Source organism: Elusimicrobiota bacterium (assembly GCA_026388095.1).
GTDB lineage: Bacteria > Elusimicrobiota > Elusimicrobia > UBA1565 > UBA9628 > UBA9628.
Window position 1 is genome coordinate 1 of record JAPLKL010000004.1, and the last position, 14,217, is coordinate 14,217.

The window sequence follows — 14,217 nt, forward strand, 5'->3', positions numbered from 1 at the left end:
CGGACAGGAGAATCACAAGGATAAGCAGGCTTTGGCGGATGCCTGACCTGAAGGTCGGGATAGCGGTAGGACTCTGTGCCCCGCAAGGCAGAGTTGTTTCTACAGAAAACCTCGGCGAAGAGGTGCTCGGCGTTTTCAGATAAGCCCCATGCTCTCGGCGAAGCATGAAGGCAACAACGCTGGGATTGTAGCACAGGCCAGTCTACTATTGTCAAGGGAAACCAGGTCCTATATTCCCATTCCGTAAGGTTGCAAATCCGAAGTCGAGGAATAGCTTTGGGAGGGCAAGGTATAATCCATCGGTTACTGCTGGGCATCAGATGATACATGCGAAGTCCTTCAGCCGGTCGCAACTCAGCTATCAACCCCGAAAATCCCCTATCGCGAATCAGGCTTCCCGACGGGATCGGGATACTCCAATTGTCTTTCGTTTGACCAATGCATGTGGGCGTTGACGAAACTCGCCTAGTCATTTCGTCTTTCCTTCGTTAGGCGAGAAATCAATGCCGCCTTTCTTGCGCCAAGATGAGCAGTTTACCAGCCACGAGTCAGGCCCCAGTCGGTCAAGTATCCATACTGCTTGTCCTTCCATCTTCGCGATGGAGATAAGCGCCTCACGAACTGAAACTCCCTTCAGGTCGATGGAAATCGGATAAAACTGCTGCCACCCATATGATTGATTGACTGCCAAACCCAACTGCGCCGCCGCGAAGACTTTCGTCACGGCGAACATGCTCGATTTCTTCTTAATGGACAATGACTTGACGCGTTTCGCCAGTTCCTGGCTAGCAGGTTTATCCGGCCGTTGCCACATCACCAACACCCCATTCTCAGATCGCCATTGAAAATCTGGGTGGCGCCGCATAATCTGATCGAGAATGGCTCTCGGCGTGGTGTCTTTCATGACGAGGCGATCATCGTCCTTCCATCCATTGTCGCCTCGCTGCCCAAATATAATGCACGGCAACCCAAGCTGAAAGCACAATCCCAAAAACTCTCCGCCATCCCGGGCGTTAAAGTTCTTGGTTGGTTGGTCAAGAAAATCCTGCTGAGCCACGCTGGGACCCGCAGCGCCTGTCACGCAACAAATAGACACGCAAAGCAAATTGACAAGTCCACGAAACCGCCTCATCTCGTGGTCGTTCATCATAACCCCTAACCTCACGGGCCGAGCGGTGGCGAACTTCCGCCATCGCTGCGCCATATAGTCATATGCCCAGAAGAATCAACAAACTTTTCCGTAATGGTGTTCTTAATAGGGCAGGCACCGACATTAAGTGTCTGTTCAATCTGGCTCGCACATTGCCTGAACAACATCCTATCTCTCTCTGTCGGGATTGGGATACATGTTCCATTCCTATCTTGTTCTTGCGAAAAATTATCAGCGCGGATAGTACTTCCGGGCACCGCCTGATCGGTTATGGAAGTAGAGGGGCCAACAAAGCATCGGTCGGTTTTCCAAGGTATACTTATAGTTTCGGTAAAAGTCAGGCCATAAAATGAGACATTATGGGGATTTGTAAACTGGATGTTAAAGCGAGCGCGGCCCCCCCATGCACATCTTATGCTCGAATCCGCGTCGTAAGTTGAAACTGTCGCTTTAGGTACAAGGATTGGGACCTCAACCGCAGCGTCCGCATGCGGGATTCTTTGCCTCCCTCCATCGAGCCACCCTTGTACCCAGTCCTTATCCCAACATTGGTCAAGTGTGGATTGCACTTCTACGGTCTCGGTACCTTTCCCAGTCTGTTCACACTCAGTGCGCAACGCAAATTGGTTCCACTTCAGGGCCCCCCGAGCACTTTGAAAAAAGACCCTGTTCGTATAGTTGTGGTTCACCTTTGCGCAGAGGAAGCCAGTGCTCCCATAGGCCACCCCGTCTGCAGCACCCAATCCGGTCACGACTCCGATGGTGTTTTGGGTAATCTTCCACACCCCCGTTAGCGTCAGTTCAGGCTCATAAGTAAAATACTTAGAATCGACGGTCGTAGCCGTATTGCCGGCAGAATCCGTCACCCAAATCGTAGCGAGGTATGTCCCTTGTTCCATAAGTTCCGACGGGACAGGGGGGCAAGTCCATGTGACCGATTTGCTGCTGCCATGCCAGCACTCTACCTTTTCCAAATAATTTATGGGGTCCGTCTGAAAGCTCGTCCCGTTCCAATAAAACCTGGGATTTGAGCCGTACTCAAATGTCTCTGTCACTTTCACCAAATTCGGAGCAGGGTCGGGATCATCTACGCTTGCAGTCCCCGATAGAACAAAACCATCGGGGAAACGTGTAAAATCCCCGCCCTGCTGATCGATTGTAATTGTGACACTGGACCTTGCGGCAGACGGGAATACTAGGCCGCCAGACAGGATAAGCACAAGCATCACCAGGCTTTGGAGAATCCCTGGCTCGAAGGTTGGAATAACGGAAGGGCTCTGTGCCCCGCAAGGCAGAACTGTATCTATAGAAAACCTCGGCGAAGAGGTGCTCGGCGTTTTCAGATGAGCCCCATGCTCCCGACGGCGCATGATAGGGAACGACGATGGGATTGTAACACAGGTCAGTCTACTATTGTCAAGTGAATCAAATGACAGGAATTAAGTGTCTAAATTCTTACAAGCAGCAAGGCCGTCTGACCTTCCCGATGAGAAGGCCCTTTCGGAAGGTGGCTCAGCTATCGCAATCAGTTTATAACCATGCGGTGTGGTTCCGATTCTCCTCGTGCTGTAACGCTGCAGATCCCGACGCAGACGATTAATCATGACCTCAACCAAGTTGAGGTTCCCCTTCTCCACCCGCGCCTCTTGGAGAAGGTCCGCCCGGCAGACTGGTCCCTCGCTACGTAACAAGATGCATGGCAAAGCGAAGCGCCAAGCACCCAAGGAAGGAATTAATTGACCATCGCCGACCCCAAACCTTCTGGCTAAGGAGGTCGGCGGCGATTCGGCCTCGCCGCACAAGGTGCTGACCGTCGGGGACAAGTCTACCCCGGGCTTAAGCCGGTGCAGCCAACGCCTTATGAGCCCGCTCCACAAGAAGGTTCAGATCAAGGTCCCCCTTCTTGAAAACGGCGTGGCATTCAGGCTGACAGAGATTGCCTCCAAGACGTTCTCGATGAACGCCTCACCATTCATAAGGATAGCGGGAATACCCCGTTGCCTGCGGAGCCCTTATAGATAGTGATGCCATCAATATCAGGCAAACGGATCTCGAGCAGGATAAGGTCCTGCAGAGAGGCATTGCCCCGGGTCAGCCCTTCCGCGGCCGTGGCCGCGAGATATGCCTCGTAGCCGTCTCCCTGGAGGGTGCGGCAGACCACCCGGCCATATTCGAGGTCGTCATCGATGGCCAGGACGCGCCGGGTCGCGGGGATAGTGGAATCTGTCCAGCCTGAGCAGTCTGAGATTCCTTTCCGGCCTCGGCCAAGTGGTGCCCTCTGTGGTGCCCTCCGGCCATCCCAGGGCACCAAACGCCATCATACAGCCGGGACTTGCGATGTGCCATTCGCCGACGAGGAACCCAAATCGGCAAGGACGGTCAACGAAACGGGGCCCGCTTCGAAGCCACGTGCTCTATCCGTTGAACTACGGGCCCTGAGGCGTTGATTCTACAACAATAATCCACGGAACGGGGACAAAGCTCGCGGTGGGTCGGAGGGTGCTGACAAGTTGCAAAGCAGCTCAAAAACTCCTACAACCAAGTGCTCATGAAGACTGAAGGCCTGGGGCCGGTGCTCTCCCGATGCCTCGCGCTCGCTCTGGGGCTGCTGGCCGCGGTCCTGGCGCTGGACCTCGGCTTGTGGGTCATCGGCCGGGTCCATCTCTGGCGCTACGGGCGGGCCGAACGCCCGGTCGCGGGGCGGACCGTCATCCTCTGCGTCGGGGACTCCTTCACGGCCGGGACCGGCGCCCCGCCCGGTCAGGGCTACCCGGCCCAACTCGAGGCCCTGCTCAACCAAGGCTCCGGCGCCGCCTACCGCGTCGTCAACGCCAACCGCGGCGCCGCCAACACGGCCATCGCCAAGAGCATGTTCCTGAAGGCCGCCGACGAGTTCCAGCCCCGCATCGTGACCCTGATGATCGGCGCGGCGAACTATTGGAACTATACCGGCTTCCACCCGGCCGGCCGCCCGCCCCTGGCGCGCGCCCTGGTCGACACTCTGCGCAACTTGCGCGTGGTCAAGCTCGCCCGGCTGCTCTGGCACCCCTGGCAGCGCGGGTTGCCCAGCGCGGCCGGCGCCGCTTGGCCGCAGGGAGTCGGCCATTGCCAGAGGGCGACGCGGCCCGTGGACCTCCCCTCCCGGGTCAGCGCGCTTCTCGAGACCGGCCGCGTGGCCGCGGCGCGGCGGACGGTCCAGGACGCCCTGGCCGCAAGGCCCCGGGACGGGAGACTGCTCGCGTTCTTGGGGTTCGTGGACCTGGTCGCACAGGACCCGGCCCAGGCGCGGTCCCGCTTCGAGGCCGCCCTGCGCCTGGCTCCCGGGGACGGCTACGCGCAAGTGGGGCTCTGCGGCGCGGCGACGGAGGGTGGGGCTCCGACCTGCCAAAAGCTCGACCGCGTGCTCGCCGCGGCGCCGCCGGACCCGCTGCTCTACCGCATCGCCGGGCACATCGTGGACCGGACGGACCCCGCCTGCGCCATCGCCCTGCTCCAGAAGTCCCTGCGGCTCGACTCCTGCCAGGGCGGCAGCTGGCTGGCCTTGGGACGGTTGCTGCGCAATGCGGGACGGTCCGAGGAAAGCCTGGCCATGACGGCGGAGGCGCTCCGGCTCGACCCCGGCCTGAGCGACAGCCTGCCGGAAGGCGGGCCAGGCGACGGGAACGCCGCGCAGACGGCTCAGGCTCGGTTCAACGCCCTGCTCAACAGCGGCGGTTACGATGAGATCATCGAGCGGTGCACCGCCCGCGGCGCGTCCCAGCCCTCCTGGCAGGAGCTCTGCCTCGACGCGCCGGAGACCCTCCGGCGCGCCGGCGCGCCGGAGCGGCAAGTCCTGGAACTGGCCCGCAGGCTCTTGCGCCTGCGGCCTGCAGACCATCGCCCGCTTTTGGTCATGGGCGAGGAAGAACTGAACCCGGGACGGGCCCGCCAAGCCGAGGCATTTTTCGCCAGAGCCGCGGCGCTGCGTCCCCGGGACCCCAAGCTCATCTTCGAGATCGCGCTCAAGTTCCTTTACCACGACCAAGCGGAGAAGGCCCGGGAGTGGGCCGACCGCGGCCGGCGGCTGGCGCCGGAGGTGCCGGACTTCGACCTGTTGACTCTGCATTCCTACCGGGGCCGGGGCACCAAGAGCGGGGACCCCGCTGCGGCGGAGCCCTGGGCCAGGAAGTTCCAGGAGCACGCGCGCCTGGGCCGCCGACTGGCCTATTGGAGCGAGCTCAGGGGACAATCCATGGATGAGCTCCTGGCCACGCCCGAGGGCCTTGCCGGCGGCAGCCGGGACGAGAAGTCGCTCCCGCAGAGGCTCGACGCGTGGATACGAAGCGACATCCGGGACATCGCCGCCGAATGCCACAGGCGCGGGATCAAGCTCGTCATCATGAACTATCCGGAGGGGACGGGCTTCACGCGATACGCGGGCTACGCCGAGCTGGCCGCTGCCGAAGGGGCGGCCTTCGTGGACGTCCACCAGGCCTTCGCCCGCCTGCGCGAACAGGGTGTCGAGGCCCAGTACTACTCCCGGGACGGGCACTGCAACGCCGCGGGCTATGGGATCATAGCCCGGACTTTGGCCGACGGGCTCAAGCAGGCCGGGCTCATCCCCTAGAAGCCAGCATTCAAGGCTTGCCGGCGAAATCCCCCTTCCGGCCCCGCCGCCACAGCTGGTAGCCATCCACCTCATCGGGCTTGAGCTCCTCGCGGGACAGCAGCACCGGCTTCCAGGAGACGAACTCCTCCTGGCTCAGAGCCAGATGACCGATGCCGAAGCCGTCGGAATCGTAGACGGTGCCCAAGGCCAAGGAGCTGGAGTCCACCGCCTTCGGCCTGCGCTTCCAGTTGTTTTTGAAGAGCCGGAGATGGATTCCGTCCTCGTCGATGGCCACCACCTTGGCGGCCCGATAGAGGCCTTGCCCGTCTTGCACCGAATAGAGCCCGCCGACCGCGGCTTGGGGAGCGCGATAGCAGCCGCACAGGCCGGACGCCAAGACGGCCAGCAGGCAGGCGCGCATGTCAGCGGCGGACCTCCTCGATGCAGGCCGGCAGGTCGGCCTTGGGAGAATTGACCAGCGGCGACACCTCGACGCACGCCAGTTCGCCCGGGTACGGGACCAGCAGGCGGGACAGATCCGCGGGCGCGGCCTCCGGATCGAGCCAGGCGTCCTCGTCTTCTCTCCTGAGGATCACCGGCATCCGGTCGTGGACGGACCGCAAGGCCGCGTTGGCCTGCGTGGTGATGATGGCGAAGGACCTGACCACGGCGCCGTCCGGCGCCTGCCGCGAGTCCCAGAGCCCGGCCATGGCGAAAGGCTCACGAGCCGGGAGCGTGAAGCGCAGCGGGATCTTCGCTCTCTCTCCAGGCTGTGGCCGCCATTCATAGAAGCCGTCGGCCAGCACCAGGCAGCGGGACTTGCGGAAGGGCGCCTTGAAGGCCGGCTTCTCGGCCACGGACTCGGCCCGCGCGTTGATCAGCTTGTGCCCGATGGACATGTCCTTGGCCCAGGCCGGGATGAGCCCCCAGCGCAGGGCGTCGAGGACCCGCCCGGCGTCGGCCAGGACCACCGGCGCCGGCTGGGTCGGGGCGATGTTGTAGCGAGGCGTGGGCTCGGAGCGGCACGCCGCAAAATGGAAGCGCTCCTGCAGGGCCCGGAGGTCCAAGGTCTGGGTGTAGCGGCCGCACATGCCGAGAGTCTACCGTTTCCTTCGGGGGGTGTCCACGGGCCTAGGCCCCTCGGGCCGCCCGGGATGGGCCGATTTCCGCGCCGGGCCTGGGACTTTCTTCACTATGGGCCCGCGCCCGCGGCCGAGTACAATGGAGGCATGCTCCCCTGGAGGGCGCTGCGCCTGGCCGGCCTGAGCCTCTGTCTGGCGGCGCCGGCCGCGGCGCAGGCTTTGCGGTCCGTGGCACCGGCGCGTCTGCCGGCGCCCGCGGCCAGCTTGGTGCTCCAGGCCAACGAGGCCGCGGCCTGGCGCGGCAGCCTCGGCGATTCGGCCTCCCTGTCCGGGCCCGGCTTCAAGCTGAGCCTCCGCGGCGCCTACCTGCGCGAGACCTTCGTCCGCGTCGCGGTCCGCTCCGGCCTTCCGGCCGCGCAGTTCCAGGCCGCGGCCGGGCCCGAGGCCCGGGCGGCCCTCGTCACCGAGGCCGTGGGCGCCTACACGCGCGGCCTGCTCTCCCAGGCGCAGGGCGTTGAGACCCAGCGCGAGGCCGGCTCCCTTTACCAGGAACTCGACGACCTGCGGCGGGTCCTTCCCCTCGTTGCCGACTCCGACCGCGCGGCCGTGCGCAAGCTCCATGCGGTCCTGCGCTCCTATCTTGAGGAGGAGTCCGCCCGCCGGGTCCGCCTGCGCGTCCGGGAGGCCCTGGCGGACTGGCAGGGCCGGTCCCCTGAAGAGGGATCCGCGGTCGCCGATTCCGGTCAGCGCCGCCCCGCCGGCCTGCTGGCCCGGACGCGCGGGACTCTAGCCGGGCTCTTCTCGGGTGAGCGCATCAGGCGCGTGTTCAACGGCGACGCGGGAACCGGGAGTTGGCAGAAGGACATCCAAGGTCAGCCCTGGCTCGACAAGGACGCGCAGGTCACCGGCTTCGAGCTCGCGGCCCCCAAAAACTATGCGGAGTACGACCGCGACTCGGCCTCGCGTCCCGACCCGCGCTCCAACTGGCGCGACGTCGCGGTCCTGACCTCCCCCGAAGACCCCCGCTATCCCCGGGCCGGCAGCGTGGACCTCGCCCATGTCGCCTTCCTGGACATGAGCGGGGACTGGCGCAAGCGCCTGCAGGGCTACATGAGCCTGGTGCGCGAGGGCGGCTTCTTCCTCATCGCGCACAACCACCAGTATGACGAGACCGCCTTCGCCCAGTACAACTACCGGGAAAAGGTCCGCGACCAGGTCTCCATAGAGTTCGTGTCTTCCGGGGAATGGGAGCTGATCGCAGCTTTCAACGAGAAGACGGTCCCCTCGGACTACCCGGTCACGGAGTGGTGGCGCATCTTCCAGCACCGCGCCCGGGACCGCGGCGACGAGATCCGACGTCAGGGGTATCAGACCAACAACTTCCTGCTGGTGTTCCGCAAGAAGCTCAACTGAGCGGGGCCCGCAGAGCGCTCAGCGCTGGGCGAAGAGGCTCGGGACCGGCTTGCCCAGGAAGACGAATTGCGCCGCGCTGCCCCGGAAGAGGTCCACATCCACCGGCCCATTGATGCCCCGCAGCGTGGCCTTGTTGGAGATCTGCCAGAAGGTCCAGGCGCGGCCGTCCGAGAGGGCCGGCCGGTCCTTGTAGTACGGGATCCAGAGCGCGTAGCCGTGCTTCTGACCCTTGAGGTAGCGGTCGTACATCTTGTAGTCCAGGTATAAGACCGGCGCCTTGCCGTAGCGGCTGCGGACTTTCCGCGAATAGGCGGCCAGCTCCCGGAGCAGGGTCTTGCGGCTGGGCAGCCTGGCGCAGCCCGGTGAAGGCTCCAGGTCGATGGCCGGAGGCAAAGACCCCGGGCTGCGCGGGACCAGCTTGATGAACTGGTCGGCCTGGGGCGCGCCGCGGCCGCACAGGTCGAAGAAATGGTAGGCGCCCCGGGCCAGCCCGGCGCGCGCCGCGCCCTGCCAGTTCTCCAGGAAGGTGGGATCCGCCATATAGTCGCCTTCCGTGGCCTTTATGTAGACGAAGGAGAGACCCTGCCCCTGCAACTGGTCCCAGCGGATGCGGCCTTGATGATGGGACACGTCGATGCCCCAGACCGCCTTGGGCACCGGCTTGGGTGCCGCCTTGGCGCCGGGCCGGGCCAGGGCGGGCCGGGGCGCGGCACCGGCGAACGCCAAGACCAGAAGCCAGGCCGTCCACTGCGCGGGGTTCATCGCAGAGCAATGATACCATGGCCGCGTGGCCTGCGGCCACGCTCCGTTGGCAAGGCCCGGACAATTTTGATACCAGCAGTGCAATCTCAGGCGGACCAGGAGGACACGTGGGCGGACACTCGCATTGGGCCGGGATCAAGCACAAGAAGGCCATCGTCGACGCCAAGCGCGGCAAGGTCTGGACCAAGATCGTCAAGGAAATAGCGATCGCGGCCCGGGCCGGAGGCGGGGACCCCGGCTCCAACCCGCGCCTGCGCCAGGCCATCGACGATGCCAAGGCGTCCAACATGCCCGCGGACAACGTCAAGCGCGCCATCCAGCGCGGCACGGGAGAACTCCCGGGCGTGATGTACGAGGAGCGCGTCTACGAAGGCTACGGCCCCAACGGCGTGGCCATGATCGTGGAAGTCACCACGGACAACCACAACCGGACCCTCAACGAAGTGCGCCAGGTCTTCCGGGAGCACGGCGGCAACCTCGGAGAAGCCAACTGCGTGGCCTGGATGTTCAAGCCCAAAGGCTTCCTCTCCGTGGCCAAGCCCGCCCCGGTCGACGAGGACACCTTGATCTCACACGCTCTGGATCTGGGCGCCGAGGACGTGGTCACCGATGTGGCCGAAGCCTACGAAATCTACACCGACCCCAAGGACCTCGCCAAGGTCAAGGACGGGCTGGCGGCCCAGAAGATCCCCGTGGCCTCAGCCGAGATTTACATGAAGCCTGACACCACCGTCCCGGTCACCAAGGCCGAGGCCGCGGCGCAGATCCTCAAGCTCATGGACGCCCTTGAGGACAACGACGACGTCAAGAAGGTCCACGCCAACTTCGACATCCCGGACGAAATCCTGGACAAGGTGGGATGACCAGCACCGTCCTGGGCATAGACCCGGGCGTATCCGAGACGGGCTGGGCCGTGCTCTGCGGCGAAGCGGGGGCCGCGCCGCGCCTGGAGGACTCCGGCCTCATCAAGACCTTCCCGGCCCAGCCTTTGCCCGAGCGCCTCTGCCTCATCTACGGCGCAGTGGCGCGCCTGCTGGAGCGCCACCGGCCGCAGGACGTGGCCGTGGAGGAGATGTTCTTCCTCAAGGCCGCCCACACCATCCGCGGCACCTTGCAGGCGCGCGGGGTCATCCTGCTCGCCGCGGCCCAGGCCGGCTGCGCCATCTCCGAGTACAACCCGCGCACCGTCAAGTCCGCTCTGACCGGAAGCGGCGCGGCCGATAAGCGGCAGATGCAGCGCTTGGTCTCCAAGACCTTGGGCCTGGCCGACCTGCTGCGTCCCGACGACGTGGCCGACGCCGCGGCCATCGCCCTGTGCCACCTGCGCTGCGGCCGCGTCAAGCGCCTGCAGGTCCTGGAAGTGCACGGGGGCGCCAGGTGATCGCCTCGCTGCGCGGCGCGGTCCTCAGCAAGACCCAGGACAGCGTGGTGCTGGAGGTCGCGGGCGTGGGCTACGAGGTCTCGGTGACGCCCGCCACGGCGTCGTCCTTGCCCGAGCCGGGCCGCGGCGTCCAACTGCACATCGCCGAGTCCGTGGCCATGTATGGCGGCGGGGTCACGCTCTACGGCTTCATGACCCCATCCGACAAGGAGATGTTCCTGACCTTCCGGGACTGCGTGCCCTCCACCGGGGCCAAGAAGGCCCTGGAGTACCTGGACAAGGCCTCCCGGTCCCTGCCCGACTTCCGCCGGGCCGTGCTGGACAAGGACGCCAAGGTCCTCACCGGCGTGTTCGGCTTCACGCGCAAGACCGCGGAGCGGCTCATCGACGCGCTCAAGGACGAGATCGAGGCGGTGAGCGTGCCCGGCGCCGAGCGCCTGGTCCGCGCGGGCGGAGCGCAGGTCCCGGCCGGCGCCATGAACCAGGCCTTGAGCGGACTGGCGGCGCTGGGCTATCGTTCCGCCGAGGCGCGCGCGGCGCTCCTGGCCGTGGCCGAGGAGAATGCGGGCGAGGCGCTGGACGCCGAGCGCATCATCCGCCTGGCCCTCAAGAGGCTCTGATGGCAGACCCCGAAGGCATCGATTCCGTCCTGACCCCCGCGGCCAAGCCCGAGGACGAGGCCCTGGACCGGTCTTTGCGGCCGAAGTCGCTCGACGAGTTCATCGGCCAGGAGAAGCTCAAGGCCAACCTGCGGGTGTTCCTGGCCGCGGCCAAGGCCCGCAAGGAGCCGCTGGACCACTGCCTCTTCTATTCCCCCCCGGGCCTGGGCAAGACCACTTTGGCCAACATCATGGCCCGCGAGCTGGGCGTCAGCCTGCGCACCTCCTCGGGCCCCATCCTGGAGCGCGCCGGCGACCTGGCCGCCGTGCTCACCGACCTGGTGGAAGGCGACGTCTTCTTCATCGACGAGATCCACCGCCTCAACCCCATCGTCGAGGAGGCCCTCTACCCGGTCATGGAGGACTTCACCTTCTTCATCTCCACGGGCAAGGGCCCCGCGGCCTCGACCATGAAGCTGGCCATCCCGCGCTTCACTTTGGTCGGCGCCACCACCCGGGCGGGCCTCCTGACCGGACCGCTGCGCGACCGCTTCGGCATCATCGGGAACCTGGGCTTCTACGAGGCCGCAGAGCTCGAGGCCATCGTGCGGCGCTCCGCCGCGATCCTGAGGATCCAGACGGAGCCGGACGGCGCCCGCGAGATCGCGCGGCGCTGCCGCGGCACCCCGCGCATCGCCAACCGGCTGCTGCGCCGGGTGCGGGACTTCGCCCAGGTCAAGGGCCAGGGCGTCATCACCGCCGAAATCGCGCGCTACGCCCTGGAATGCCTCGAGGTCGACGCCGCGGGCCTCGACGCGGCCGACCGGCGCCTGCTGTCCACCATCATCGAGAAGTTCGGCGGCGGTCCCGTGGGCGTGGAGAACCTGGCCATCGCCGTCAGCGAGGAGATCGACACTCTGACCGACGTGACCGAGCCCTTCCTCATCAAGTCCGGGCTCATCGCGCGCACGCCCCGCGGCCGGGTGGTCACGGCCAAGGGCTACGCCCACCTGGGCCGCAAGGCTCCCAAGAAGGAACCCGAGCTGTTCTGAAGATGCCCGCCCTGCTGCTGGCCGCGGTCCTGGCCTGGTCGGCCGCGGCGCCCGCGCCGCAGGCGCGGGCCGCGTACAACGAGCGGCTCATCCAGATCGGCGTCCTGCACGGGGTGCGCCGCCTCATTATCAAGCCCGAGGGCCGCTTCACTTTGCGCGACGCAGCCGGCCGCTGGCAGGAGGAACTGCTGCCGTACAAGGACTACCGCGTCTCCGTCGACGGAGACGACCTGATCTTCGGCCCCTTCCACCTGCGGGGCCAGGCGCGGCTCGTCCCCCAGGACCCCCAGGCCACGGTGCTGGCCGGATCGGGCCGCTACCGGGGCAGCCTCATCGTCAAGCCCGTCGCCGACGACAGTGTCACGGTGGTGGCCGAGATGGGCGTGGAGGAGTACCTGCTCGGCGTCGTGCCCCGCGAGATGGAGCCGGGCTGGCCGCGGGAGGCGCTCAAGGCCCAGGCCGTGGTGGCCCGGACCTTCGCCTACCACCACCTCGGCAAGTACCGCAAGTCCGGCTTCGACCTGACCTCGGACACGCGTTCACAGGTCTACGGCGGCGTCGGCGCCGACAACGAGGCCGTGCGCCGCGCCGTGGCCGAGACCCGCGGCGAGGTCCTGGGCTTCAAAGGCGAGCTCCTCGACGTCTACTACCACGCCTGCTGCGGCGGGCACACCGCGGACTACGGCCAGGTCTGGGGGCAGGGCGCGACGGCGCCCGTGCCCCTGCGCGGGGTCAAGGACCGCTACTGCGCGAAGTCGCCTTTGGGTCGCTGGAGAGTGCTGGTGTCCAAGGCCGATGTGCTCGCGGCCCTGCAGAGCCGCCGCTTGGTCGGCGGCAGGCTCAAGAGCTTCCGGCTGGGCCGGCGCGACGGGGCGGGCTACCTGCGCACCTTCCTGGCCGACATCGGCGGCGAGGCGGTCGTGGTGAGCGCCGAGGCGTTCCGCAAGGCCGTAGGGCCTACGGTTTTGCGCAGCCTGCGTCTGCGCTCGGCGAAGCTGCGGCGCCAAGGGGTGGAGTTCGAGGGCGCGGGCTCGGGACACGGGGTGGGGCTGTGCCAATGGGGCGCGCGCATGCAGGCCGACGCCGGCCGCGGCTACGAGAAGATCCTGCAGTACTACTTCCCGGGCTCGACCTTGTCCGTGGTGGACGAGTGATGGCCGAGCGCATCCCTCTTTCCGATTACGATTTCCCTTTCCCCGAGGAGCTGGTGGCCTCGGTCCCGGCCGAGCCGCGCGATTCGGCCCGGCTGCTGGTCCTGGACCGCGCCGGCGCGGCGCTGCGCCACGCGCATTTCCGCGACCTGCCGAGCTTGCTCAAGCCCGGCGACTGCCTCGTGCTCAACGAGACCAAGGTCCTGCCCTGCCGCCTGCTGGGCAAGAAGTCCACGGGCGGCAAGGCGGAACTGCTGCTGGTGCGCGAGCTGGAGCCCGGCTTCTGGACCGCTTTGGCCACCGGGCTCAAGGCCGGCATGCGCCTGTCCTTCCCCGGCGGCGCCGAGGCGCAGGTGGAGGGACTCAACGAAGACGGAGAGTACCTCTGCCGCTTCGACCGCGCGGACCTCTCCGCTTACCTGGCCGAGCATGGCCACGCGCCCTTGCCGCCCTACATCCTCAAGCGCAAGCGCCTGCCGGACGCCGCCGACCGGGAGCGCTACCAGACGGTCTATGCCTCGGCTGCGGGCTCCATCGCGGCGCCCACGGCGGGCCTGCACTTCACAGCCCGGCTGCTCGATGAGCTGCGGGGGCGAGGCGTGGGCTTGGCCAAGGTGACCCTGCACGTGGGCCGGGGCACGTTCCGGCCGGTGACCGTGGACGACGCGAGCCGCCATCCCATGCTGCCCGAGCACTTCCACATGGCCGAGGCCCAGGCGCAGCTCGTGGCGCGGGCTCTGCGCGAGGGCGGGCGGGTGGTGGCCGTGGGGACGACGAGCACTCGGGCGCTGGAGACCTTGGCCCGCCAGCCGGGCGGCTTCGGTCCGGGCCAGGGCTGGACGTCTTTGTATATCTGCCCGGGCCATGAGTTCCGCGTGGTGGGCGGGCTGATCACGAATTTCCACCTGCCGAAGTCCACGCCGCTCTTTTTGGCCGCGGCTTTGGCCGGACGGGAGAGGCTGCTGGCCGCCTACCGGGAGGCGTTCCGCGAGCGCTACCGGCTTTATTCCTACGGCGACGCGATGCTGGTGCTCTGAGG

General features: G+C 66.0%; 12 protein-coding genes. 8 read left to right on the top strand and 4 right to left on the bottom strand.

Annotation, left to right across the window (positions count from 1 at the left end):
- Positions 1–469 precede the first annotated feature (469 nt).
- The gene (locus NTY77_00165) at positions 470–1,147 is read right to left on the bottom strand and encodes a hypothetical protein (protein ID MCX5793893.1); all 678 of its coding nucleotides are present in this window, start codon (positions 1,145–1,147) and stop codon (positions 470–472) included.
- 2,551 nt (positions 1,148–3,698) lie between these two features.
- Here NTY77_00165 and NTY77_00170 point away from each other — a divergent pair.
- Complete coding sequence (locus tag NTY77_00170) at positions 3,699–5,756, top strand: GDSL-type esterase/lipase family protein (GenBank protein MCX5793894.1); 2,058 nt, start codon at positions 3,699–3,701, stop codon at positions 5,754–5,756.
- A 10-nt stretch (positions 5,757–5,766) separates the two neighbouring features.
- Here NTY77_00170 and NTY77_00175 read toward each other — a convergent pair whose 3' ends face one another.
- On the bottom strand, positions 5,767–6,159 hold the full coding sequence (locus NTY77_00175) for a hypothetical protein (GenBank protein ID MCX5793895.1): 393 nt from the start codon (positions 6,157–6,159) through the stop codon (positions 5,767–5,769).
- A 1-nt stretch (position 6,160) separates the two neighbouring features.
- A complete protein-coding gene (locus tag NTY77_00180) occupies positions 6,161–6,829 on the bottom strand; it encodes an SOS response-associated peptidase (protein ID MCX5793896.1) in 669 nt (222 codons plus the stop codon).
- Between the two features lie 138 nt (positions 6,830–6,967).
- On the opposite strand from NTY77_00180, the gene NTY77_00185 reads away from it, so the two are divergent.
- Complete coding sequence (locus NTY77_00185; GenBank protein ID MCX5793897.1) at positions 6,968–8,233, top strand: hypothetical protein; 1,266 nt, start codon at positions 6,968–6,970, stop codon at positions 8,231–8,233.
- Between the two features lie 18 nt (positions 8,234–8,251).
- Here NTY77_00185 and NTY77_00190 read toward each other — a convergent pair whose 3' ends face one another.
- Positions 8,252–8,995 (bottom strand): GH25 family lysozyme, encoded by a 744-nt coding sequence (locus NTY77_00190; protein ID MCX5793898.1) that lies wholly within the window; start codon positions 8,993–8,995, stop codon positions 8,252–8,254.
- Positions 8,996–9,102: 107 nt separating this feature from the next.
- On the opposite strand from NTY77_00190, the gene NTY77_00195 reads away from it, so the two are divergent.
- From NTY77_00195 to queA, 6 genes are read left to right on the top strand one after another with little or no spacing between them, the layout of a single operon-like run.
- Positions 9,103–9,858 (top strand): YebC/PmpR family DNA-binding transcriptional regulator, encoded by a 756-nt coding sequence (locus tag NTY77_00195; protein MCX5793899.1) that lies wholly within the window; start codon positions 9,103–9,105, stop codon positions 9,856–9,858.
- The gene (gene ruvC, locus NTY77_00200) at positions 9,855–10,376 is read left to right on the top strand and encodes a crossover junction endodeoxyribonuclease RuvC (protein MCX5793900.1); all 522 of its coding nucleotides are present in this window, start codon (positions 9,855–9,857) and stop codon (positions 10,374–10,376) included. The genes NTY77_00195 and ruvC overlap by 4 nt, the downstream gene beginning before the upstream one ends.
- The gene (locus tag NTY77_00205; GenBank protein ID MCX5793901.1) at positions 10,373–10,996 is read left to right on the top strand and encodes a Holliday junction ATP-dependent DNA helicase RuvA; all 624 of its coding nucleotides are present in this window, start codon (positions 10,373–10,375) and stop codon (positions 10,994–10,996) included. The genes ruvC and NTY77_00205 overlap by 4 nt, the downstream gene beginning before the upstream one ends.
- Positions 10,996–12,027: a Holliday junction branch migration DNA helicase RuvB gene (gene ruvB / locus NTY77_00210; GenBank protein ID MCX5793902.1), complete on the top strand. Its 1,032-nt coding sequence runs from the start codon at positions 10,996–10,998 to the stop codon at positions 12,025–12,027. The genes NTY77_00205 and ruvB overlap by 1 nt, the downstream gene beginning before the upstream one ends.
- Positions 12,028–12,029: 2 nt before the next feature.
- A complete protein-coding gene (locus NTY77_00215) occupies positions 12,030–13,181 on the top strand; it encodes a SpoIID/LytB domain-containing protein (protein MCX5793903.1) in 1,152 nt (383 codons plus the stop codon).
- A gap of 11 nt (positions 13,182–13,192) precedes the next feature.
- Positions 13,193–14,215: a tRNA preQ1(34) S-adenosylmethionine ribosyltransferase-isomerase QueA gene (gene queA / locus NTY77_00220; GenBank protein ID MCX5793904.1), complete on the top strand. Its 1,023-nt coding sequence runs from the start codon at positions 13,193–13,195 to the stop codon at positions 14,213–14,215.
- The last annotated feature ends 2 nt before the right edge of the window (positions 14,216–14,217 follow it).

Coding starts and splice junctions, on each gene's coding strand:
- NTY77_00165 (MCX5793893.1), bottom strand. CDS start 1,147: ATGAACGACCACGAGATGAGGCGGTTTCGTGGACTTGTCAATTTGCTT.
- NTY77_00170 (MCX5793894.1), top strand. CDS start 3,699: ATGAAGACTGAAGGCCTGGGGCCGGTGCTCTCCCGATGCCTCGCGCTC.
- NTY77_00175 (MCX5793895.1), bottom strand. CDS start 6,159: ATGCGCGCCTGCCTGCTGGCCGTCTTGGCGTCCGGCCTGTGCGGCTGC.
- NTY77_00180 (MCX5793896.1), bottom strand. CDS start 6,829: ATGTGCGGCCGCTACACCCAGACCTTGGACCTCCGGGCCCTGCAGGAG.
- NTY77_00185 (MCX5793897.1), top strand. CDS start 6,968: ATGCTCCCCTGGAGGGCGCTGCGCCTGGCCGGCCTGAGCCTCTGTCTG.
- NTY77_00190 (MCX5793898.1), bottom strand. CDS start 8,995: ATGAACCCCGCGCAGTGGACGGCCTGGCTTCTGGTCTTGGCGTTCGCC.
- ruvC (MCX5793900.1), top strand. CDS start 9,855: ATGACCAGCACCGTCCTGGGCATAGACCCGGGCGTATCCGAGACGGGC.
- ruvB (MCX5793902.1), top strand. CDS start 10,996: ATGGCAGACCCCGAAGGCATCGATTCCGTCCTGACCCCCGCGGCCAAG.
- NTY77_00215 (MCX5793903.1), top strand. CDS start 12,030: ATGCCCGCCCTGCTGCTGGCCGCGGTCCTGGCCTGGTCGGCCGCGGCG.